This is a genomic window from Bifidobacterium callitrichos, assembly GCF_008698085.1.
In the GTDB taxonomy this organism is placed as follows: Bacteria; Actinomycetota; Actinomycetes; order Actinomycetales; family Bifidobacteriaceae; genus Bifidobacterium; species Bifidobacterium callitrichos.
Window position 1 is genome coordinate 769,770 of the sequence record NZ_RZJP01000001.1, and the last position, 20,366, is coordinate 790,135.

18 protein-coding genes and 2 pseudogenes are annotated in these 20,366 nt (G+C 57.4%); 14 read left to right on the plus strand and 6 right to left on the minus strand.

The features are described 5' to 3' along the window. Position 1: 1 nt before the first annotated feature. Complete coding sequence (locus tag EMB92_RS03385; protein ID WP_150393752.1) at positions 2–1,885, minus strand: WD40 repeat domain-containing protein; 1,884 nt, start codon at positions 1,883–1,885, stop codon at positions 2–4. A gap of 327 nt (positions 1,886–2,212) precedes the next feature. Here EMB92_RS03385 and EMB92_RS03390 point away from each other — a divergent pair, with 327 nt between their 5' ends. From EMB92_RS03390 to EMB92_RS03410, 5 genes are all read left to right on the plus strand, one after another. After that, a complete protein-coding gene (locus EMB92_RS03390) occupies positions 2,213–2,884 on the plus strand; it encodes a class I SAM-dependent methyltransferase (RefSeq protein ID WP_190973537.1) in 672 nt (223 codons plus the stop codon). A 56-nt stretch (positions 2,885–2,940) separates the two neighbouring features. After that, positions 2,941–3,606, plus strand: a complete 666-nt coding sequence (locus EMB92_RS03395) for a zinc ribbon domain-containing protein (RefSeq protein ID WP_190973538.1) — start codon at positions 2,941–2,943, stop codon at positions 3,604–3,606. A gap of 45 nt (positions 3,607–3,651) precedes the next feature. After that, positions 3,652–4,176 carry a hypothetical protein gene (locus EMB92_RS03400; RefSeq protein WP_150393755.1) on the plus strand — a complete coding sequence of 175 codons (525 nt, stop codon included), beginning with the start codon at positions 3,652–3,654 and terminating at the stop codon, positions 4,174–4,176. Between the two features lie 110 nt (positions 4,177–4,286). Further along, complete coding sequence (locus EMB92_RS03405) at positions 4,287–5,912, plus strand: hypothetical protein (RefSeq protein WP_150393756.1); 1,626 nt, start codon at positions 4,287–4,289, stop codon at positions 5,910–5,912. A gap of 156 nt (positions 5,913–6,068) precedes the next feature. Continuing rightward, a complete protein-coding gene (locus EMB92_RS03410) occupies positions 6,069–7,130 on the plus strand; it encodes a zinc ribbon domain-containing protein (protein ID WP_150393757.1) in 1,062 nt (353 codons plus the stop codon). A gap of 96 nt (positions 7,131–7,226) precedes the next feature. Here the strand turns inward: EMB92_RS03410 and EMB92_RS11640 are convergent, their stop codons facing one another. Next, entirely contained in the window at positions 7,227–7,700 is a 474-nt protein-coding gene (locus EMB92_RS11640) for a Fic family protein (protein ID WP_263390621.1), read from the minus strand. Further along, positions 7,663–8,025 carry a hypothetical protein gene (locus EMB92_RS11645; protein ID WP_223847544.1) on the minus strand — a complete coding sequence of 121 codons (363 nt, stop codon included), beginning with the start codon at positions 8,023–8,025 and terminating at the stop codon, positions 7,663–7,665. The genes EMB92_RS11640 and EMB92_RS11645 overlap by 38 nt, the downstream gene beginning before the upstream one ends. Positions 8,026–8,512: 487 nt before the next feature. Here EMB92_RS11645 and EMB92_RS03420 point away from each other — a divergent pair. From EMB92_RS03420 to EMB92_RS03430, 3 genes and pseudogenes are all read left to right on the plus strand, one after another. Then, positions 8,513–8,767 (plus strand): annotated as a pseudogene (locus EMB92_RS03420) (TM2 domain-containing protein); the annotation flags it as partial. Positions 8,768–8,919: 152 nt separating this feature from the next. Continuing rightward, the gene (locus EMB92_RS03425) at positions 8,920–9,699 is read left to right on the plus strand and encodes a hypothetical protein (RefSeq protein ID WP_150393759.1); all 780 of its coding nucleotides are present in this window, start codon (positions 8,920–8,922) and stop codon (positions 9,697–9,699) included. A gap of 156 nt (positions 9,700–9,855) precedes the next feature. Then, entirely contained in the window at positions 9,856–10,830 is a 975-nt protein-coding gene (locus tag EMB92_RS03430) for a hypothetical protein (RefSeq protein WP_150393760.1), read from the plus strand. A gap of 6 nt (positions 10,831–10,836) precedes the next feature. Here the strand turns inward: EMB92_RS03430 and EMB92_RS03435 are convergent, their stop codons facing one another. Together EMB92_RS03435 and EMB92_RS03440 are read right to left on the minus strand one after the other, a co-directional pair. Next, positions 10,837–11,157 (minus strand): type II toxin-antitoxin system RelE/ParE family toxin, encoded by a 321-nt coding sequence (locus EMB92_RS03435; protein ID WP_317908855.1) that lies wholly within the window; start codon positions 11,155–11,157, stop codon positions 10,837–10,839. Continuing rightward, positions 11,141–11,431 (minus strand): type II toxin-antitoxin system Phd/YefM family antitoxin, encoded by a 291-nt coding sequence (locus EMB92_RS03440; protein WP_150393761.1) that lies wholly within the window; start codon positions 11,429–11,431, stop codon positions 11,141–11,143. Before EMB92_RS03440 ends, EMB92_RS03435 begins: the two co-directional genes overlap by 17 nt. 477 nt (positions 11,432–11,908) lie before the next feature. Between EMB92_RS03440 and EMB92_RS03445 the strand changes: the two genes are divergently transcribed. From EMB92_RS03445 to EMB92_RS03465, 6 genes and pseudogenes are all read left to right on the plus strand, one after another. Beyond that, positions 11,909–12,130 (plus strand): hypothetical protein, encoded by a 222-nt coding sequence (locus EMB92_RS03445; protein WP_150393762.1) that lies wholly within the window; start codon positions 11,909–11,911, stop codon positions 12,128–12,130. A gap of 108 nt (positions 12,131–12,238) precedes the next feature. Further along, positions 12,239–12,307, plus strand: a pseudogene (locus tag EMB92_RS11900) (zinc-ribbon domain-containing protein); the annotation flags it as partial. Between the two features lie 99 nt (positions 12,308–12,406). Then, entirely contained in the window at positions 12,407–14,110 is a 1,704-nt protein-coding gene (locus EMB92_RS03450; RefSeq protein ID WP_150393763.1) for a zinc ribbon domain-containing protein, read from the plus strand. 58 nt (positions 14,111–14,168) lie between these two features. After that, positions 14,169–16,661 carry a PASTA domain-containing protein gene (locus tag EMB92_RS03455; RefSeq protein ID WP_223847545.1) on the plus strand — a complete coding sequence of 831 codons (2,493 nt, stop codon included), beginning with the start codon at positions 14,169–14,171 and terminating at the stop codon, positions 16,659–16,661. 35 nt (positions 16,662–16,696) lie between these two features. Beyond that, entirely contained in the window at positions 16,697–18,385 is a 1,689-nt protein-coding gene (locus EMB92_RS03460; protein ID WP_150393764.1) for a zinc ribbon domain-containing protein, read from the plus strand. 98 nt (positions 18,386–18,483) lie between these two features. Further along, positions 18,484–19,653: a caspase family protein gene (locus EMB92_RS03465; protein WP_150393765.1), complete on the plus strand. Its 1,170-nt coding sequence runs from the start codon at positions 18,484–18,486 to the stop codon at positions 19,651–19,653. Positions 19,654–19,655: 2 nt separating this feature from the next. Here EMB92_RS03465 and EMB92_RS03470 read toward each other — a convergent pair whose 3' ends face one another. Next, positions 19,656–20,366 (minus strand): hypothetical protein, encoded by a 711-nt coding sequence (locus EMB92_RS03470; protein WP_150393766.1) that lies wholly within the window; start codon positions 20,364–20,366, stop codon positions 19,656–19,658.

Genomic DNA, 20,366 nt, shown 5'->3' on the forward strand with positions numbered 1-20,366 from the left:
GTCAGGCCCCCTTTCGAGGCTGTGGCGCGGTCTGACAGGCGGTCAAGCCATATCGTTCGGCGAACCGCTCCCCGAACGCGCGGATACTGTTCGCGCTCCAACAGGACGGCTTCCGCTTCTCAGCAGCCGATACCGCTTCATCAAGGGTCTTCGCGTCACTTCCCGGCAAAGCGGCCGTACCATCGGCAAGTTTCGCGAGTTCGCCGAGAGACCATACCTGCGTGTACCACCCAGCACTACAACTGAACAAATCATCCGTAGATACGGACAGGTATTGGGCGCCGACTATGGCCGCGCATACGGTTCCTAGAGTGCGGCGGCGGTGCAGATCGAACACGGTAACGCCGTCCTGATCGGTGCTGACCACCAGCAGTCCCGTATCCGATACCGCCATGTCGAGCGGCAGGTCACGGGTTGTGTATCCTACCGGCCGCAACGCAACGTCCGACACGGCGTAGACGACGCCGTCCACGGCGACCATCACCGTGCCGTCAGTCGCGATCGTCCCCAAAAGGAACGTGGATTCGGGCAGCGGAACCTCCCATATAGCGTTCATGTCCGGACCGGTGACGAGCCGCAGCCGTCCGTCCACGACGACCAACGCCCGCAATCCGTCCTTCGTACGTATGACGGACAACGTCTCGTCCACCTTCTCGATCTTCGGTAATTGGTCGGAACCGGTATCCGTCCATGACATCAGACGTTTGCCGCCGGCCGCCATGACGGCGTCTCCATCCGCCGAGACGGCGATGCGATCGACGTCCTTGGACCCTGTGTGGATCGGTCTCCAGCTTCCGTCGGATAGTGCAACGAGGCGCAGCCCATGTGCGTCAGCCACCGCGGCGATCGTTCCCCCGTCATCCACGTCAAACGTGAACATGTCATCGTCCGACACCTGCAGACTGTCCATCGGGATTGAATCGGACACCCGCCACGTCTGCAGCGCACCGCCGGCAGCCACGACATAATAACGCTTCCCGTCCGCGGAGAACATGCCGTCACCCAGCCACCGGCCCTTCGTGGAATCGACGCCGAACTCAGCGATCGGCCACTGCCGGGCGAGTCCGTCGCGGATGAACGTGAGCGCGGTCTCGTCGCCGATGCGGGACGCCGCCTGAATGGAACGGAACGTGTGGTACGCGGGCTCGGTATCGAGCATGCTTTCAGTCGACGCCTGTTGCAACGCAATGGCCTCACGGTTGTACTGGGAGGTCAGATACCGTCCGACAACAACGACTCCGACGATGACCAGAACCGCAATCGCCACGCGGATACGCGCCCACCGTTCCCTAGCGCGCTGGTTTCCGGCGAATGCGACGGATTCATCCGCATAGGAGCGCATCGAGGGTGTAGATGGGCTGAACGAATCGGAAGCCATCGCGGAGACCAGTTCACAGGCGCGTCTGGCTGCCTTGAGGTCCTGGATGAGGAAATCCCTGCCTTTGCCATTGCGCTCCCAGCGTTCGGCGTCGGCGGACAGCGTGTTGTAGGCGTCATACAACGTCACGTTGGATCGGAACAACGCACCCCAGCGTCGGAAGCGTTCCGCCGAATCGACATTTGACAGGTCAGCGCAGTTGTGGCTGTCGATCGATTCACCTGCCAGTTCCGGACGCACGCCGTCCACGCGCACGGGCACGACCGCCACGCCAGCATCGTTCGCCTGCGACGCGACGCCGCGCGCATAGTCGAGGAACGTGGGATCGGTCACCGCGGTGACCGACAGGATGATGACGCACATGGCAACGGCCCTTGGATCTACCCCATATCCGGCGACGTCATAGTCCAACGATGCGGCGGCCTGCGAGGCTTCGTTCAGCGCCGGCGTATCGCCCGGATGCGCGACGATCATCACTGTCCGGGATCGGTTCGAAGTTGCGTTCATGGACTGATTCCCCTCTCGCCTATGCTTTCTCCACTCTATGCTAGGCAGGTCCCGACCACACCGCACGGGATCGATCCGATTCCCCGATTCCCGTCGCAAACATGTCGTTTCGCCGAAACGTCCCGAACATGTCCTGCCGCTCCTTGCTAGACTGGGAGTGTTGTTTGAAGCAGTGGCTTCTACCCTTTCTCCAACCGGAACCCGTGTTTGCGGTGTGGTTTTCGCATCCGGTTCCGGCGACCCGCCGACATATGACCTCACGACGACGGTTCCGGTCATATGAAGCATATGACCATCAACGTTAAACGGGAGAGGAAGATAGAAGTCATGGAAGGCGCAGCGGAGACGACGTTCTGGAACATCTACGCGACGGTCTATGACGCCATCTGGCGCGGGGCCGCTGGAACCCGGCGCATCGACGCGCTTGTGGTATCATCCGCGGACGCCGCCACTCCCACCGTATGCATCGATCTGGGATGCGGCACCGGACTGTCGGCGATGCCGCTGCGCGGACTGGGCTGGACCGTCATCGGCGCGGATCGGTCCGAGGCGATGCTCAAACGGGCCATCCACAATGGCCGGCTCGACTATACGATACGCGCCGACGCCACGGCCGTTCCACTCCCCAATGGATGCGCCCGACTGGTACTGCTTGTCAACATCCTGCAGGTCTGTCCCGAACCGGAGTCTGTCATCCGCGAGGCGATGCGCCTGCGGACGAACGACGGCACGATCATCGCGGTATGGCCGGATGATACTGCCACACTGACCGACGTATGGCGCGATGACATGCGAGAAGGCCGTGGCCCACTCGGCTCCTGTGCCGCGGCGCTCGGACGGCTCGCCATCGGTCTGGCCGGCTTCCCACTGCGCATGCGGACGCATACCGGCCGACAGATCGCCGACGCACTCCGCTCAGCCGCACGGCACGAGGCGTTGGATTGCGACATCGCCAGGCTCGGACCTCTATCCGACACATGCGTCATCGGACCTGCGTAGGACATCCACCCGAATCACCAAGCAACAGCATCAATAAGATAAGAAAGGACACCACCATGGAAGGGAACGAAGGCAACACCTTCTGCATCAACTGCGGTGCGAAACTGCGCGACAATGCGAAATTCTGCCCGAAATGCGGGGTCAGACGGTTCGTACCTACAGAGGCGGCCACGGTACCGGCAGCCCCGATTCCGACACCAACCCCAGTGACAACTATCCCGCCCATTCCGGAACCGTTGCCAACGACGGATGCTGATTCCGAATTGCCCGTGGAACTTGCGCATCTGCTCAAGGCCGCGCAATCCGGCGTTCCCTCCGGTAACGCACGGCCTACGACATCCGAAGAGTCGGCTGTCAACGTCCCCGTCGCGCCCGCGGCCCCCACAGGCCCCACGACCGGCACGACCCCGACGCCCACGGCCACCGTGTCCGCATCCACGCCGACAGCATCGTCGACATCTTCGGACGAATCACGCGGACATCTGCCACACCAATGGTCGAGCACCACCGAGGCACCAAAGAAATCAGGAGGATTCTGGGACAAACTCACTTCGCTCTTCGACGGCGTCTTCACCGTCAAATGCGTCATATTCGGACTGATCTATCTCATCGGAGGCATAGTGGTGGCTTTCTCCGAAGGCTACTGGGCAGGCCTGCTCGCCAGCCTCTATGGCGTCTACCTGCTTTGGCCCAGTGATCACGTCAAGCTGCTCATCTGGTGATTTGATGGCATGATCACACCGTATTTTCATCGAGAGAAGAAACTCATGAGCGGCGGCATCCCCGATGCACATTCACTGACTCTCTGGCTGGTCTGGCGGGACAGCAAGCCGCACAACGCCCGTAGATCCCGTAATGGGTTCATCGCCGGATTGGCGTTGAACGTGCTCCTCATTGCAATCCTGCTTGGTGTCGGCATCGCGACGCAGCAGCCCCACTCGACCACTGTCCCGAGTAATACCACTGCTTCCGCACCGTCGGGCGCATACTACGCACAAACGACGAGCAATGGGATGACCTCCACGGAAACCATCACCATCCGCAGAGACACGGCCGACGCAAAGGTAAACGTCTCCGGCAAGGGGCATGACAACACGTTCCTGACCAAGTTCAGCGTGAGTATAAACGGTTCGACCGTCACACTCACGCCAATCGATGGCGAGGACCTGAACGGACCGGATGACGTCTACAACGAATACCTTTCACCGCGTCCCTTCACCTACGATCCGTCGGACAACACCCTCACCGAGAACCAGGAAGGCAACAAGGTCGTTTTCACCTCCGAGGATTGACGCCCATTTGGCAATTTCGCTTATCACTAAGTGCAGCCGCTAACAAAACGGCGAGGGTATAAACCAAAAACGCATTACACCGACATCCGGCAATGGCAAGGAGAGCCCGAATGGGTAGAGAACAAAAAACACAAACGGACTGGCTTCACGCGCTAATACTACGAATGGGACTTCCCTTAGGACTGGGGGCACTATTCCGGTTACTGGCGATGAAATACGTCGATTCCTATGCGCAGTCATATCCAACGACGATGTCGGCATTCATTCCCCGGCTCGGCATCTGGCAATCATTCGGCTTGCTGGCTGCAGTGTGGACCTGCCATTGGATATACAGAAGATGGGACGATTCTGCACGGGATGACGGACCGTACTGGCTGATTCGTCGCATCATCGACCCGCTGTTCATCCTGGCATGGATCGTCACCGCTCTTGCGCTGATTTTTGTCTTCGTCGCGTGGGCGACCGGTAGCGTGGTCCCCGGCACCTCGATGTACGATCGTTACTGGCCAATGTCCTGGCAATACTTCATGGGAATAGTTCTCAGTACGTTGACGAACGGCCCGATGATAGCCACTTTGACCGCAGCCCTAACTCTGTGGATCATACATGACTGGTATCGGAGGCGGTTCCAGTTTCCTACATTCGGGGATCAGGCACTTGATACGGTGATTTCAATCATATTCCTCGTCGCGGGGTCGATCGTATTCACGTCGTTTGCGTTATTGATCGTCCGGCATGTATTCGCAGGTACCGAGCTATCATATCTGACGGCCAAGCCATGGCCAAGGGACGCAAAGTACATGGCGGAGCTACTGTTCTCCAGCGGTATGTTGCCAGCATTGATTCTGTTTCGTAGTTCCTCCCTACTGCAGGGGACACTCGACGTTCAGTTCCCGAAAGGTATGAGGATGCCAAGTGTCGGTCACTGGGTCGTCGAAAGCGCGAAGAACCTTATCGGCATGGTGTCACTGCTCATCCTTCTGGCTTCGCTGGAACCCCTGACCGCCACATCGGGACGTCGATGGACAGTCGTGGCGACTGGTCTGCTGGATTCGCTCGGCGAGTACACGCCTTGGATGATCATCCTGTTCAGCATATGTATGACGGGACGTCGTACCTTGAACGATTCAATCTCCACATGGATGACCGTCGGCGCAATCGGATCGGCAGCGGCCGGATGCTGGTTCCTGTATCGTCACATCGCACAATCAGTGGCGATACATGTGAACCCATTCGAAGGAATCGTCGCATGGTATCAGGGACTACAACAAACACTGATGTTCGGCTACAAGCTGGATATGGCGGGATTCAAATCGGCCAACCTGACATTGTGGGGACTGCTGCTAGGACTCATCATCTTGCTGGTGATCATGAGCCTGATGTTTGTCTTGTTTACGTCTTTCTTGGGAGGCGGCGGAAGCGCCACAGGTGCCGCCGGAGGCGAAGGCGGAAGCGACAGTTCGTACGGATCCGATTCCGATCGGTCAGCCTCGCGTACGATCACGGATACGTTCGGCAACCCGATCATAACAATCAGACACGGTCTGACCGGCGACTACGCCTACGATTTGACGGGCAATCGAATCGGCCGGGTTGATCAAACGCCTTTTGGAGAGACCCTGCACACCGACCAAGGGGACTATCACGTCAGAGACGGTTTCGCCGGCAAGATCATCGAACACGACGGGAACACCATTGGGCATCTGGACGACGACGGCACCTATCACAAGAACTAGTGAAACAAACCTTTGGCAGTACATTGGCCCCCACTGACCCAGCGGACTTGACAGCAGGCCCCTATACGACATCCAACCGGTGAAATGCAGGAGGCCAACAACTAATCACAAGAGAACAACGCAAACGGCACCAAGAACACGAGAAAGGCAACCATCATGAATAATGATCCCCACAGCGAAGGAAATCCTGCATCGCCGATCGCAAAACCGATCTACTGCACACAATGCGGCACCTCATTGCGGACGACCGCGAAATTCTGCAGTCACTGTGGCACCAAGGTGGCCATACCACCCGTGGACCTGCAGACGGTCATTCCCGATGTCACAGGCGAACCGCATGAACCTCCCGTACAACGACTGGCACCGTATCCCGACATCAAGATTCGCAACGGCAACAATGGTCTCAGAAAGGTCATTATCTGTCTGATAATCGCCGCCATCCTGATCGGCTGCGGAATCGCAATCGTCAATTCACACAAGGAGAACAACCCGACCGTTCTGGAAACGGTATCGGCCAAGCTTTCGGGCGGAGAGGCGATCCTCTCCGGCGAACAGGCGAAGATGAACACCGAACGGGTGACCGATGACGTCAGTGGCCTTTCTCTTGACATACCGATCGCAGGCACGCAGTTCAAGAAGACCACGCCTGCAACCGCCGGGGTGGACGATCCCTATGACGTCAACAGCTCCCTGACTTATGCCACCACCTACGAGTCGGCCAATGTTGATATGTCCGTCTTCTCCAAGATCGACCCCAACAGCAACACGCTGCCGGCAGACATGCCTGATACCTTCATCGACATAACGACCAGCGTTTATGCCAACCACAACTACATCATGAGCAAAGCGCCACAGTTGGAATCCGGCACCGTTCCGTCGAGATATGGCAATCCCACCCCCTGCGACATCACCAAGCACAAGAGCGGAGACATCGATCTGACGGTCTGTACCATGCAACAGCTGTCCAGCGCCTGGATAGTGGTAACAAAGAACCAGCAAACCGTGGCCATCATCAACATCCTCGTCCTCAAATTCAACAAGAATGGTTGGGAGACCGCATACAGGAAACTGGATAAGGATCTGCAACAGTACTCAAACGACAACGATGCTGGCAGCTCATCCGGTGGCGACTCCGACCTGTCCCAGGCCGCGCAGACCGCCATACAGCCATCTATGCCTCACCTGCGGTACGCCGTCAATCATCTGAACATCAGGTGAAATCGACTCGCCCCGAATGATGGAGCACCTACGTGCGGCACTGGTCGGGGCGCGACAAGCATGGATGATGGTGCGATACTGAAGAGGGGGAAGGAATCATGCGCCGTGCGAAGATGGTCTCATCCCTGACAACCGATCAGGCTTCACCCGTGAACGGATGTCCCCGTCGCTCCAGTTGCTTTTCACATAAGGGTTGACGACGGGTCGCCCACCGGTGTGCTCTGCGACGTCGCCGGGATTCCGCCAAGACACATACGAGTATGCGATGTGCACTAGCGCCAAGCTGTCGATCATCGTCTCGTAGGAATCACGTTCGGCCAATAGCGTGTCCACCAGATACCCCGGTTCCTCGCCGAAGCGGCTCAGACCGCGCGTATACAGGTTCCTCTGGGAGTCGTGGACGATCACAGGGACGCTGTCCAGTCGCAGTAGCTCCTTGAACATAACCAGACGGCCGATCCTGCCGTTGCCGTCGGAGAACGGGTGCTTGGTCTCGAACATCCAGTGCGCCTTCATGATTTCATACGGATCGTCACGAAAATCCCGGTACAGGGCGAAAACATATTTCATCGCCTCGGGCACGTCGGCGGGGCAGAGCAGTATGCACGCCCAGCGCCTGACTGATCACGTTGAGCAGGATCTTGTAGCCGCCCACGCTGTGGTCCGGATCGAGCTCTTGACTCATACCACGCTTGAGCATCGCGTGCAGGGTGCATACCTTGCTCCTATCGACAGGTTCTTCGACATAGTCGAGAATCCAATTGAACGCCCGGAAGTAGTTCCGCATCTCGACCACGTCGTCCGCCCTGATCTGGTCGTCACCGTTCTCCGGCAGCAACGCGCCCGTATCGTACAGCTGAGCTGTCTGCTCGGGAGAGCAGATCGAACCCTCCAAGTGGTTCGAGTTGTACGCGAACAGAATCTGTGTGTTGTATTACAGGCCGCTACCCACGCGCTCATCACGTTCACGGATCAGTCAGTCGGCCAGTCTTTTACCATGACGATCCCTCCCTCGCCATATCGATTCCGATGCAAACGACAATCTACCCCGCAGTCCCAACGCCTCTGATAGGATCCATTCCGGCCGAATACCGGTCGGACACCACCGATTTGTTGATGATTCGGTGCTACACTGAAACTGTCTTCGAGGCATTCGTCTCTCTTCCTTTTTCGTCATTCCGTCATGCTCGGGCCATCAGCCATACCCGAACGGGGGATTCAAGGAATCCGCGGATTTTCGTATCCGAACTATGACACGCACCGGCATATGACAGATGACAGCCGAACAGGACCACAACGGTTCCGCACGGGACACCATCACGGAGAAGATCCAAGAAGGAGCACTCATCATGAGCAACACCAACTACACCCCCACCCGCCACCAGTCCACCAAGAGCAAGGTCGCCGCCGGAATCCTCGGTATCCTGCTGGGTTCCCTAGGCATCCACAACTTCTACCTCGGCAACTATGCCAAGGCCGTCATCCAGCTCCTGCTCACCCTCGTCGGCTGGATCGCGATGGGACTCGGCCCCATCATCGCCGGCGCATGGGGGCTGATCGAAGGCATCCTCATCCTCATTTCCAAGCCCGGCACCAGCTGGCATCAGGACCATGACGGCTACGAACTGCGCGACTGAGCAGGAGATGCAACCTTGCCGACAGAGGGCTTGCCTTCCACGCATATCAGGCCCTGCGCACAGTTGCAGCAAACGTACCACGTGGGGCCTGTGATGCCGTCATCAATTGTCAATCCCATAGACAGCACATTTAAAAAGAAAGAGAAGAAATCGTGAAGCAATTGAAGCAATTCGCCATCGTTACAGCCACACTCGCCATCCTGACCTTCATCGCCGGATGCGGTATTGCCAGTGGAAGCTCAAGCGGTGGCCCGGCGCAGATATTTAGAAAACCACTCATCGAAGGCACCGCAGAGAACGTCGACACCGCACGAGTAACCGACGCCATGACCGGTCTGTCCTTCAACATGCCCAAAGGAATCAAAATTGAACACGACCATCCCATCGCTGGATATTCGTCCAACACCTACTATGGAGACGAATCCAATGGAATCGAAACCGGTGGTCCAGCTGACCAAATCAAGCAATTCGTCCATTACACATTCTATAGCTCATACCAACGCGGCTCGGAGTACTGGGATACCGAAGGCAACAAGTTATCCGATCTCAGCTCATGCAACTACACGGACGAAGGTACGTCCAATTGCTATATGAGTATGCAATACGCCAGAGTGCAAGTCAACTACAAGACGGACGACGCCTACGATCGCGCCTTGCGAGGCGTTTGGCTCCCCCACGGCTCGGCCCCGGGAAAAGAGTTGCCTTGCGACAAAAGACAACTGACTGACAAGCTGATCTCATGCACATGGGAAGATAAGCAAGCTAAGCAAGCCGCAGCGATTCTTATCTATCAGGACTCCAAAGCTACCTCACCGCTTGAAATCCGAGTCGAAGCCACCGACCTTCGCAAAGACAATACCAATCACTCCATGGAGTTCCTCCGCGGCATCATCAATGACATGGACATCTCCCTCGATCCCGACGGTCAGTAGTAACCAAACGATTTCGAAATCGTTTTAGAGACACTTGAATCATCCCTTTTTGCCGACCATTCCCCATGTGCGAAATCGTATCCAAGCACATGGGGGATGCCCCATCCGAATCGGTCATAAACCCAATGATCCAACCCCAACGAAGAGGGAACCATCATGCAGCATATGAAGATACGCACCATCGCGACGTCCGTGCTTACCGTGTTTACGACGTTGACGCTCCTCGCCGGATGCGGCAGCACGCAAACCATGCCTACGCCACAGATCCCCGACCACAGTCAGCTTGACACAGGCAGAGGAGACGGAACAGACAACTCAACGGACAACTCGACGGATTCGTCGCAATCGCTGGACACGGACGACGGCTCCGACTCAGATTCCGATTCGACCGATGACTCCGACACCAGCGGACAAGGCCAAAGTCTGAGCTACACCATCGTTAACAGGGACGGCTACCGATACAGGGTGGACGTATCGAACATGAACGTCTATGCTTCCGTCGATTCATCACAGGGCAAACCCGGCACCGTCATGCTTGACTACGGCGAGAAGGATATGCGCGGAACCGTGACCAACGTGACCGACGGCAAACAGGCGCCGCCGAACTGGTATGGTGCGGCCTTCAATCTGTACTACGGCTCGATCATACCGTTGTACGACACGAACATCTGCGAAGCGCTGGGCGCAATCAACGAGAAAGGTGGGTACGCACGCTGCAACCAATACGAGGTGAATGGCAAGCGATACTGGGCCAGCGAACTGGAATTCGGGCTCAACCTCGAATACGACTACAACGACATCAACAGCGTAAATCGGAAGATGCGGATCGGCGAGACCGATGAGGGATTCTGGATATTCAACCTCAGCAGTCTCACCTCATCAACGACCATGGGCACCACCATCCGAAACTCCGATGCGGTATCCACCCTGCGCAACCCGGTCGGGTGGATCGCGGTAATCAAACCGAGTGGAGAAGAGATAGGGCCGAGTGATTTCGGCGACAGCAGCGGTATCGGTCAAGTGCGTCTCACCGCCACCTACACACTCGAAGCCGGATCCCAGCCCGGAAGGACTACCGAAGAGGAGGACGACACAATCTACTGGCTCATGGCTGCAACCGACGGCATCTAATGAAATTCAATGCAGATGCCAGGACAGGTCCCGTCTGGCGTAGATGACCCTGGCCACGGTCACGACGGAAGCCGGTTCGTCCACCCAATAGAAAACCGCGTAATTGCTGACCATGACCCGACGATATTCATGACGCAGGGGACGAACCGGCACATAAGCGGGATGGGAATACGGGTATTCGGCGAGCGCCTCGATGGCGGCATTCATATCAAGGGCAAGTCGTTCCGCGGCATGCGGACTCTCCAACTCGCCTGCGATATAGGACACGGTCTCGGCCATATCATCGACCGCCTTCGGCAGCAGTTCGACCTTATACACGTGCGGCACCGTCGATCGCGGTCCTCATGGCGGCAAGAGCCTCCTTCGGACTGAAACGTTCGCCAGTGGTCTCGGCTTCGCGCTCGCCTTCAAGCAGCATGTCGTATACCCGGCTGTCGAACCGCAAGCTCTCATATGCCTCCATGCTGAGCACGACCATATCGCCGAATCCGTTCTTGGTCAGAAAGACGGGTTCGCCCGTCTCATGCACGGTACGGCTCACGTCCGCGAAATTATTGCGCAGATCCGATACGGGACGAATCGTCCTATTGGTATTGACCATATAAACCACCTCCAAACCCAATTTTAGCATAATTACGCTAAAAACTAATCGCATCAGCGAGTAACCGCTATAATAGGATCATCTTTCGAAGCATTCGCTTCATCCCCTTTTGCAGACATCCTCTATGCGCGAGACCGTATCCAAACGGCCTCAGGCCATCCGATCGACGAGGTTTTCATATCCGGACGAACGAATTTCCCGGCATATAAGAGTCGACAAACGAAGCGAGTCAAGCCCGCATCGATCGTAGAGAAAGGTAGGATACCATGAACATCATCGACACCTCGGCGATGGCCAGAGAAGAGAATACAATGCGATCGCAAAGACCGGGGACCGCACCCGGCGTAACCGCATGACCGGCATCATCGCGGCGCTCTGCGTCGTGTTCACCATCCTGATCATGCTGGCGGGAGCGGATCGCGGCCGTTCAGCATCGAAAGCAGCTGGACGAACGTCAGCTCGGGCAAATGGGGCTAGGTGACCAGCGAGGGAACAGTCGTCAATTTCCGGGATGGCTACTGCAATCTGTTCAGTCCCCGCGACACCTACGCCCTCAAGAGCAAGGATGACGGCGGCTATTCGCTGACCGTCACCGGTCTGCTCGGCATGGGTGAGACCTTCGATGTAAATGTACAGGACGATGATCACATCACGTTGACGCATGGTTCCACCGAGCTGCAACTCGAACGGGCCGGCTGAACGCCTCCCCCGACAACCCCAGGAAAGCCGAATCGAAGTAGACTGGAGATAGGTGAATGACGAGTCGACGTGACCTGTCCTCCGGGACCATGAGAAGAGGGAACGAAAATGAGAACCTGCAGACAATGTGGCGGCAAAGTACCTGACGACGCGCGATTCTGCATGTCCTGTGGCACGCCGGTCACTGCGGAGCCGAATCCGGTTCCGCAGCAGCCACAGCCGTTCCAGCCAGCTATGACGACACCGGCACCGGACGCGACGCCGGCCATACCGGATATGAACGCAACACAATCGGGACCGGTCAACCCAAGCGACCCGGACGGCAAAGATCCGGATAGTCTATTGTATGCCGCACACAAGGAGGATACCACTCAAAAACGCCACAGCATCATCTGCATCATCATCGTCACGGTGCTGGTAGTGGCGCTGATCGGTGGCCTTACGACATGGACGCTGCTGAACAAACGCGCTGCCGACGCCGAGGAGGCCACCAGCGCCGCAGCCGCGAAGACTGTCACAAAACCGAAAAAGCAGCCCGCCAATCAGCCGGTCAAACCGGAGAAGCCGAAGACGGTCAGCGAGGTGACGATGGCCAACGTCGACTGCGGAAGCCAGACTACCACCAAATGGGGTTGGACCGGCGGAGCGCTCGCATCCGAGGTCGTACAGTGCACGTCATCGGACTCGTCGTCCTCATATGGTTCGGACACGATGGAGGGCGAGTATGCGTTCGGGGTATGGACGCCCGCACTGGATCAGTCGACGGAAATCCGCATCTCCATGCTCGAAACCGGCGAGAAGGAGTATTCGAAGCCGGTCGTCGCGGCCACCTACGGCGACGAGCCGACCGTGTTCGTGCTGTACGCCGTCAAGACAAAGGCCGTCGGCACCCAGCCGGAGACCGTCCATCTCTACGCGCATCAGGTCGATCTGGAAACGGGCAAGTTCTCCGACCGCATCGATCTGCGCACACAGGAGGACAACCTCATCGACTACCAACAGGGGTACAAATTCTCGGTGATCGCCTCATCCGAGAAGACCGTCGCGGTGGCAAAGTCTTGGCACAGCGACGACAAGTTCACAGTGAACGGCGATAACACGACACGAACCGTGAACCACACGCAGGTGATGGGAGTCACGCGCGACGCCGACACCGCGACCGCACTGCAGACATTCAAGGATGATGTCACGGTCAAAACGAACCAGTACAACAAGCAGTATCTCGGTGAGACCTCGATCAAGGTGTCCGAGTCAAGCGCCGCCGACATCTATCTAGTGTCCATGCGGGGAAATGACGGCAACGATTCCTCGTCCTACCGCCTGTTCTCCATCGACGACAACAGGAATGTGCTCATTCTGCCCTACACCTATTGCGATCCGAACAAGAAGTACGGATGTAATGTCGACGCGATCCGGCACTTCGCATCGGGAAAGTATTTCATCGAGGCCGGCGGCGACGCGGAACGTTATGGCGTGATCGCCGATGCACAGGCCGGTGTCACGTCTGTCGGCTCCATCATGAACCTCGGCGAATCGGATTCCATCAGCAATTGGGATCAGTTCCACGACGGCTCGCTATACTTCGAGATCAACGGATCCAATGATGACAAGCGCATCATGGTTATCGGCATCGACGGCAAGGCCAGCGAGATTCTGAACAATGGACGATGGGCCCGACTGCTGCTCAATAGCGGCAAACCCAAGGGCATCAACTACATATCCAACCTCATCTACGCACAGACCACCGACCAGCAGATCTCGGTCGATCTGCAGGGCAACACCGTCAGTCAGGACGTCACCGCCCTGCCGTACACGGACAACGGTTCCGAATGCGACCACACCGCCGTCGATTGGGTGATGTGGCAGGGCGATTTCTCGTCCTCGTCATCCGATTCGTCGTCGTACTCGGGCTCGTCGATCACGACCGTCGTCACGCGCGGCCAAGCACCGGGAGATCCCGCGCCGACGAGCGACGAATGATAGACGGTGCAACGTTTCCATCGCCATATGACCGTGATATGACAGTTCACGAAACGGCATGAGAAGGAAATCCAAGGAAAGGGAAGTCATCATGAAGTGCCCGAAATGCGGAGCACCGTTCGAACCCGGCGATATGTTCTGCTCGGAATGTGGCGCACCGCGTCCTGCCGAACTACAGCCGCCAACCTGCCCGGAATGCGGACATCCCTTCACACCGGATATGAGATTCTGCGAGGAGTGCGGCTATCTGTTGACGCCCGAGGCAACCACCGATGCCGGTGTTGGCAACGGACCGGCAGTGCGGCTGGCGCCAGCCGCCTCGGCCATGACGGTCACCGCCGACGTATCTACGCCGTCGATACCAGTCGAGCCTACGCCGATAAACGTGGAGGTGCCGTTCGGGCAACGTCACGACGTACTGCCGCGCGATCCATACGCCGTCCCGATCTCCGACTCCTCCCAGACTCCGACTCCCCGGCAATCCACCCCGAACGTCAACGACGGGTCCACGCAGTTCATGCCTCCGGTCCCCTATCCGGCGAGCGGAGGCAACGGGAGTACGACGGTTCCACCGATAGCTGGTGCACCGGTCGACCCGTCTGGTGCGACCGCCGCACCGATTCCGGCTTCGCAAAAGAGGCGCACGGGGTTGATCATCGGCATCGTCGCTGCCGTGGTGGCGGTCGTGCTGTGCGTCGTCGGCGGGCTTGTTGTGTACAAGACCGAAATGATTGGGCCACGTACGGTGCCGCAGGTGCAGACCAAACAGGCAGCGAACGTGGTCAAGCAGCTCGAGGACAAGGGCTTCGTCGTCAAGAGGAAGCAGGTCTACAGTGCGCTTGACAAGGGCGGTTTCGTGAGCATGGACGGCGCCAAGGAGGGCGAGAAACTCGATAAGGGCTCGACTATCACCGTGGTCGAGTCGCTGGGACCGGGCGTACCGAAAGGCACAGTCGGTTCGGATCCGAAGACTGCCGAAACCTCGTTGAAGAAGATGGGCGTGAAGGTCACCGAGCATGAGGTCGTCTCCGACGACCCTGGCAAGGTGTCCGTCACCGTGCCAGCGGACGGCATGCCCGTCACGAACACCTCCAACGGCATCCATATCGGTGTAGGAGTCTCCGGCAAGGGTATCCCAATCGAAATCGCCGGCATGGATAAGGACCAAGCGAAAAGCGAACTGGAGAGCAAGGGGTTCAACGTCACTCTGGTGCCACGATTCTCCAGCAAACAGTATCTGGGCAAGATCGCGCGCTCCGACCCGAGCATTGGGGTCATGACCGACGCAACTAATGTCACGCTGTACTACGGCGTGGACGCGAGCAAGAAGATGGACGTGGTCGGCGGGGAACCGATCAGCTTTTTCGACGGCAACTACACGCCGGCGGATAATACGCAATCCATGGAAGGCGAGTACTGCACTGATGGCGGCGACTGTATCACATTGCAGAACAAGCTAGACAATCTAGGCCCAAACGGACTCGTCATCAAAGGCGAGGAACCGTCAGATGCCTGGGATCGGCTCTCGTTCTGTCCATATGCGCAGGACGCGCTCGGATGCGTTCCCAAGCAAATGTCCAACAGCTCGGATTACCTGATGAAAGATTATCTTGTCACGGGAGATACCGGGGCATTAGAGCTCTTCTCGGGATTCACCCTACCGAACTGCGGAACGACACCATTCGTAGGAGATGCCTACAACGTCTGTGACAACGGGACGAACACATACTCGGACAACGTCAGTTCAATCGACAGCGCCGAATATCTTCGATACCTTCCCAAGGAGTTCTTCGTCGTCATGCCTGTCGGCGCTAAGCTCGATCAACTTGAGTCCTCGGGTTACTTCGCCGGCAAGTCTGACTACCAACCCGATAAGGACCGCCCGTACTTGATCCGGCGAGATAACTCGAAGTATCAGCCGATATCGTATAAGGAGCCCGCCATCGGGGAATATCATGTCAATCCCTACGCCCCCGGCCCGGGACGCACCGCGTTCAAGGATGCACCGAACGCGAAGAACGTGTACTACCTCGTCGAGAATCCGGTCGATTTCAGCCAGTTCAAGGAGATCACCATTTCCGGGCCCGACACATCCTCCTCTGGGGCCAATGATTCTAAGGCGGACGAACAACCGTCTACCGAGGCGAAGGACTACGCGAACGCACGCTTCGGCTACGTCGCCAACATCCCGGCCGGATATGTTTGGGGTAAGGAATCCGGCAACGGAGATGGCCGCACGTTCACCAACACCACCGACGGCATCCAGATCAAGGTATGGGGTTCCGATAACACATCCGGCAACAGCCCGCAACAGGAGTTGGACTCGCTTAAGGCAAGCGTCAGTGACGAGGCTACGAATCCGGCTTTCCAGCTGGTCGCCGGCCAATCCATCTACCTGAGCTACGCGAAGGATGGCTACATCTACTACCAGCGGGAGATCGTCCGCGACGACAAGATCGCGGCGATCCAACTCAAGTATCCGACAAGCAACCGTTCGGCCGGCGACCCGCTGACCGAGACGGTGCCGAAATCGCTGAAGTTCGTCGATTGACGGCACATACGACCATTACCACGGAAGGACTATTCATGGACATCAAGGTGGATATGTACCGGATCGTCGCAGGCGACCCGAACTCGAAGGTGGAGATCCCCTTCGACCAGCAGGGCAAGCTGCACGCCGACAACGATCAACTGCTCGTCATGGCGGATACCATCGGCATTCCGAAGCAGTACCTGCTGCTGGCCTATGCTATCAGGATTGAGAACAAAGGACGTCTCGTTCACGGTTTCGATGATGTCGACGCGTTTCTGCGCGCCGCGCATGACGATCCGCAGAACCATCTGATGATGCCTGCAATGGCATTCATCATGAGGGCGAACAAGGGCAAGGACATCGAGAACGAACCGTTCAGAATGATGGAGTTGACCGTGGATTTCCGACAGCTGCGCGAATGGAACACCAAAGTCATGGCATGGAGCGCGAAACCCTTCGATATTCCGCAGGGGACACTTGTCGCCGATCCGTCGCCCGTGACCATATCGAATCCAACGACGACGACTCCGGCATCGCAGCCATCATCCACACCGTTCAAGGCATTCAAACCCGCCGCACCATCCCCAACGCTGCCATATACTGCCACCGGGAATGACGGCTCCGAATCCACCACAGACAAGACGGACGACGAGCAATATCCCTATCTTCACGATAGAAAGTACGTCGGCATGCATGTACCATCCAGCTCGAAGTGGATGGCGATCCTGTACACGATCTTCTGCACGAAGGTCAAGTGGCCGCTCATCGCGATGTTCATCATCGGGTTCATCGGCTTCATCAAGATGGGAACGAAACCAGCCGGCTACTATGAAGGGTATGATGCTGGTACTATTTTCCAGCCGAACAACTACGAATACGCCAACCAACAGCTTGGACGACTTGCAGAGAACTGGGGCGTGGGAGGCATGACCCCGGATCAGGTGAATGAGGGTGTGCAGAATCTGCGTAACCAGAACACGCCGTTATTCACACTGTTTGCGTTCATTGCGCTTATTGCCTTGGCCTGCATGTGGGCGGTGGGATATGCCTATGCCTGCCATTCTGCCATTCAAGCCGCAGTGCTCTATGGCGAGCCCAAGGTCAAGTCATTCTTCCTCGACGAATATGTTAAAAAGTATGGCGAGCCGTACAAACCGTATCCCTTCATCGAAACGACACTTGGCTCAGGACTGCCGTACCGGTTGTCCGATTTCGCCAAACAGTACATGCTGTCAACCAATGCACGTCAGCACATGGAACCGGTACTCGGCCCGAAAGCAACCGACTGGCTGCTTGATATGGCGAATATGAACATGGACGACAGCTGGACCGGCAAGGTGTACCTGATGTCCATGCTTCTCAAGCGCGAGGATCTGAAGCTGCCTCCCTTGAACGGAGCGTCATCCGGTCCTGCGTTCACGCCTGCTCCGCAGCAGACACCGCACTCCGCAGCGATGCCGGATCCCGCACCAGCATTCCACTCCGCGCCGACGCCTGTCATGGATACGGTTACCCATCAACCAACACCGCAATACGCACCACGACCGATTCCCCAGCCTATTTCCCGGTCTGAGACAACATCGGCTCTGACTCCGGCATCCACGACCATAACAACTCCGTCAAGTGTGCCTATGTCTGAGCATCCGGAACAAGCACAGTTCAAGTTCTGCGCATACTGTGGAACCAAGCTAAAGGCCAATGCGAAGTTCTGCTCCGCATGCGGCAAGAAGACTCTGTCCTGAATCATTCCTACTGAATCATTTCCAGGTATGGTTCCCGACTATCCTCGGGAACCATACCCCCAACGGATGAAACGGGATGAATCGAACGGAGGCAATATATGGCGCAACGACTGGCCTTGTTCATCGGCATCGGAGAGTATGCGGACACGTCTTACGCAGGCCGTCAGCCGTCATGCTGTTGCGGAGACACTCAGGCGTTCGCCGCCTTGCTGCGTGAGAATGAACCACGGACCGCCAATCCGAATTTCCGTCTGCTTGGAGGCGAGGTCGTCACCACACCGGACCAGTATGATCCGATCGATCCGGAAGTGGGATCAGCGGCGCTCACAGAACGGGTACGAGACCTGTTCGCTGTCGTCCGCAGAGGCGACGCCCTGTTATACTTCACGGGACATGCCATTCCAATCGACGGCGGCTCCAACCTGCTACTGCTGACTCCGGATGATACTCCCAACACGCGCAGAGGCATTCGCATAAGCGACGTGCGCGATGCTACCCGTCGTTCACAGGCCAGCAGCATAACAATCATCCTTGACTGCTGCCATTCCGGAATCGCAGCGACCATGGAATGGCCACGCAACACCACGGTGATGACAAGCACCGACGAGCACACTGCTTCGCAGGCGCTGTATGGCACGCATCTCATGTACACCAGCGCCCTGATGGCGGCTCTCCGAGGCGGTGCCGCGGACGTGCAGGGCGTTATCACTCCGTTGTCCCTGCACTCGACGGTGTGCGGCATGCTGAATCTCGGAGAAGACGGACAGCAGCCGGTGCTGCGCACATGGAGTGACACGCTCACCGTGTTAAGGCAGGTGGATTCCAGCCGTGAACTGACATTGGACGAGCTTGCGCGCATTGTGCCGACATTATCGCTGCCATTCCAGCATCGACGCGAGTACATACGATCGTTCGATGATATCGAGCTTCCCGTGTTCCGAGGGTTCTCGACCGCCTCGGCGATCATCGCGGTACATCCCGAACATGAGTCGCCCCGCGCCCGTGAAGGAGTGCTGCGGACCGGACGCGAAACATGGAACGATCTGGATGACCTGCAACGGGATATGGAACTCTTTAAGCATCTGCGCAACGCAAAGTTGCTCGAGGCGTTCATTCGCGGTGCGGATGGATCGGACCGTCCTACAGACCTGTTCTGGGCATGTCTGGCCGAATGGGACGCAGACTCGGGACATTCCACCGGTGAACAGGGGTATGTCCGTCTGACCGAGCTCGGTCGTCTCTACTGGGAGATTCAGCACAAACGATGATGCTACATACGCGATAACGCGCAATAGATGGGGAGGGCACCGTCTGGGTTCAAGATTCCGGCTTTACGCCACACTCCCCTGACAATGACAACATCGATACGGATCTCAGTACCACCGAGGAATCGCAGGACAAGTGCGTACTTGCCGTCATGATCCGGCCACTCGCAACGCACAGACAACGTTGCACCGTCCTTATCCGAACGGACCAAAATGCGACAATGCTGGGAGATGAAGACAACGTCCCAACGAGCAGATTGTTTTCCCGATTCCGGCGAAACAGACGTTCGCTCGTCACCGAGCATCACAGGACGACGCTCCACATCCATCTCAGGGTCCCATGTGACGGCACCCATGCGAATGTTCAGATCCCAATCGTCGGATTCGGCGAGCAATTGGTCAAACGCCTCGTCGGACAGACCGTAACCGGCCGCAAGCGCAACCTTCAGATCCCAATCACCGACCTCGGTTGGTTCGACGAGTTCACGCTCGATACGTGATTGGAACTGATAAGGCAGATGTCCGGAACGACGCCGGTATTCGGTAAGGAACCGATTGACGTAGGCGATGGCCAAGTCATCGGCAAGCACCATGAGGGCGAGAGCCTCATCGAATCCACCGACCACACCAGACATCACCTGCCGTGGCGTGATCGGACGTACGACGTTATCAGTCCACGGGCCATGCCCATTCACATTGCTCGTCGTGTCACCCAT

Coding starts and splice junctions, on each gene's coding strand:
- EMB92_RS03440 (WP_150393761.1), bottom strand. CDS start 11,431: ATGGTCAATACCAATAGGACGATTCGTCCCGTATCGGATCTGCGCAAT.
- EMB92_RS11640 (WP_263390621.1), bottom strand. CDS start 7,700: ATGAAATATGTTTTCGCCCTGTACCGGGATTTTCGTGACGATCCGTAT.
- EMB92_RS03385 (WP_150393752.1), bottom strand. CDS start 1,885: ATGAACGCAACTTCGAACCGATCCCGGACAGTGATGATCGTCGCGCAT.
- EMB92_RS03465 (WP_150393765.1), top strand. CDS start 18,484: ATGGCGCAACGACTGGCCTTGTTCATCGGCATCGGAGAGTATGCGGAC.
- EMB92_RS03405 (WP_150393756.1), top strand. CDS start 4,287: ATGGGTAGAGAACAAAAAACACAAACGGACTGGCTTCACGCGCTAATA.
- EMB92_RS03450 (WP_150393763.1), top strand. CDS start 12,407: ATGAACGCAACACAATCGGGACCGGTCAACCCAAGCGACCCGGACGGC.
- EMB92_RS03460 (WP_150393764.1), top strand. CDS start 16,697: ATGGACATCAAGGTGGATATGTACCGGATCGTCGCAGGCGACCCGAAC.
- EMB92_RS03430 (WP_150393760.1), top strand. CDS start 9,856: ATGCAGCATATGAAGATACGCACCATCGCGACGTCCGTGCTTACCGTG.
- EMB92_RS03400 (WP_150393755.1), top strand. CDS start 3,652: ATGAGCGGCGGCATCCCCGATGCACATTCACTGACTCTCTGGCTGGTC.
- EMB92_RS03455 (WP_223847545.1), top strand. CDS start 14,169: ATGAGAAGGAAATCCAAGGAAAGGGAAGTCATCATGAAGTGCCCGAAA.
- EMB92_RS03410 (WP_150393757.1), top strand. CDS start 6,069: ATGAATAATGATCCCCACAGCGAAGGAAATCCTGCATCGCCGATCGCA.
- EMB92_RS03470 (WP_150393766.1), bottom strand. CDS start 20,366: ATGGGTGACACGACGAGCAATGTGAATGGGCATGGCCCGTGGACTGAT.
- EMB92_RS03395 (WP_190973538.1), top strand. CDS start 2,941: ATGGAAGGGAACGAAGGCAACACCTTCTGCATCAACTGCGGTGCGAAA.
- EMB92_RS03390 (WP_190973537.1), top strand. CDS start 2,213: ATGGAAGGCGCAGCGGAGACGACGTTCTGGAACATCTACGCGACGGTC.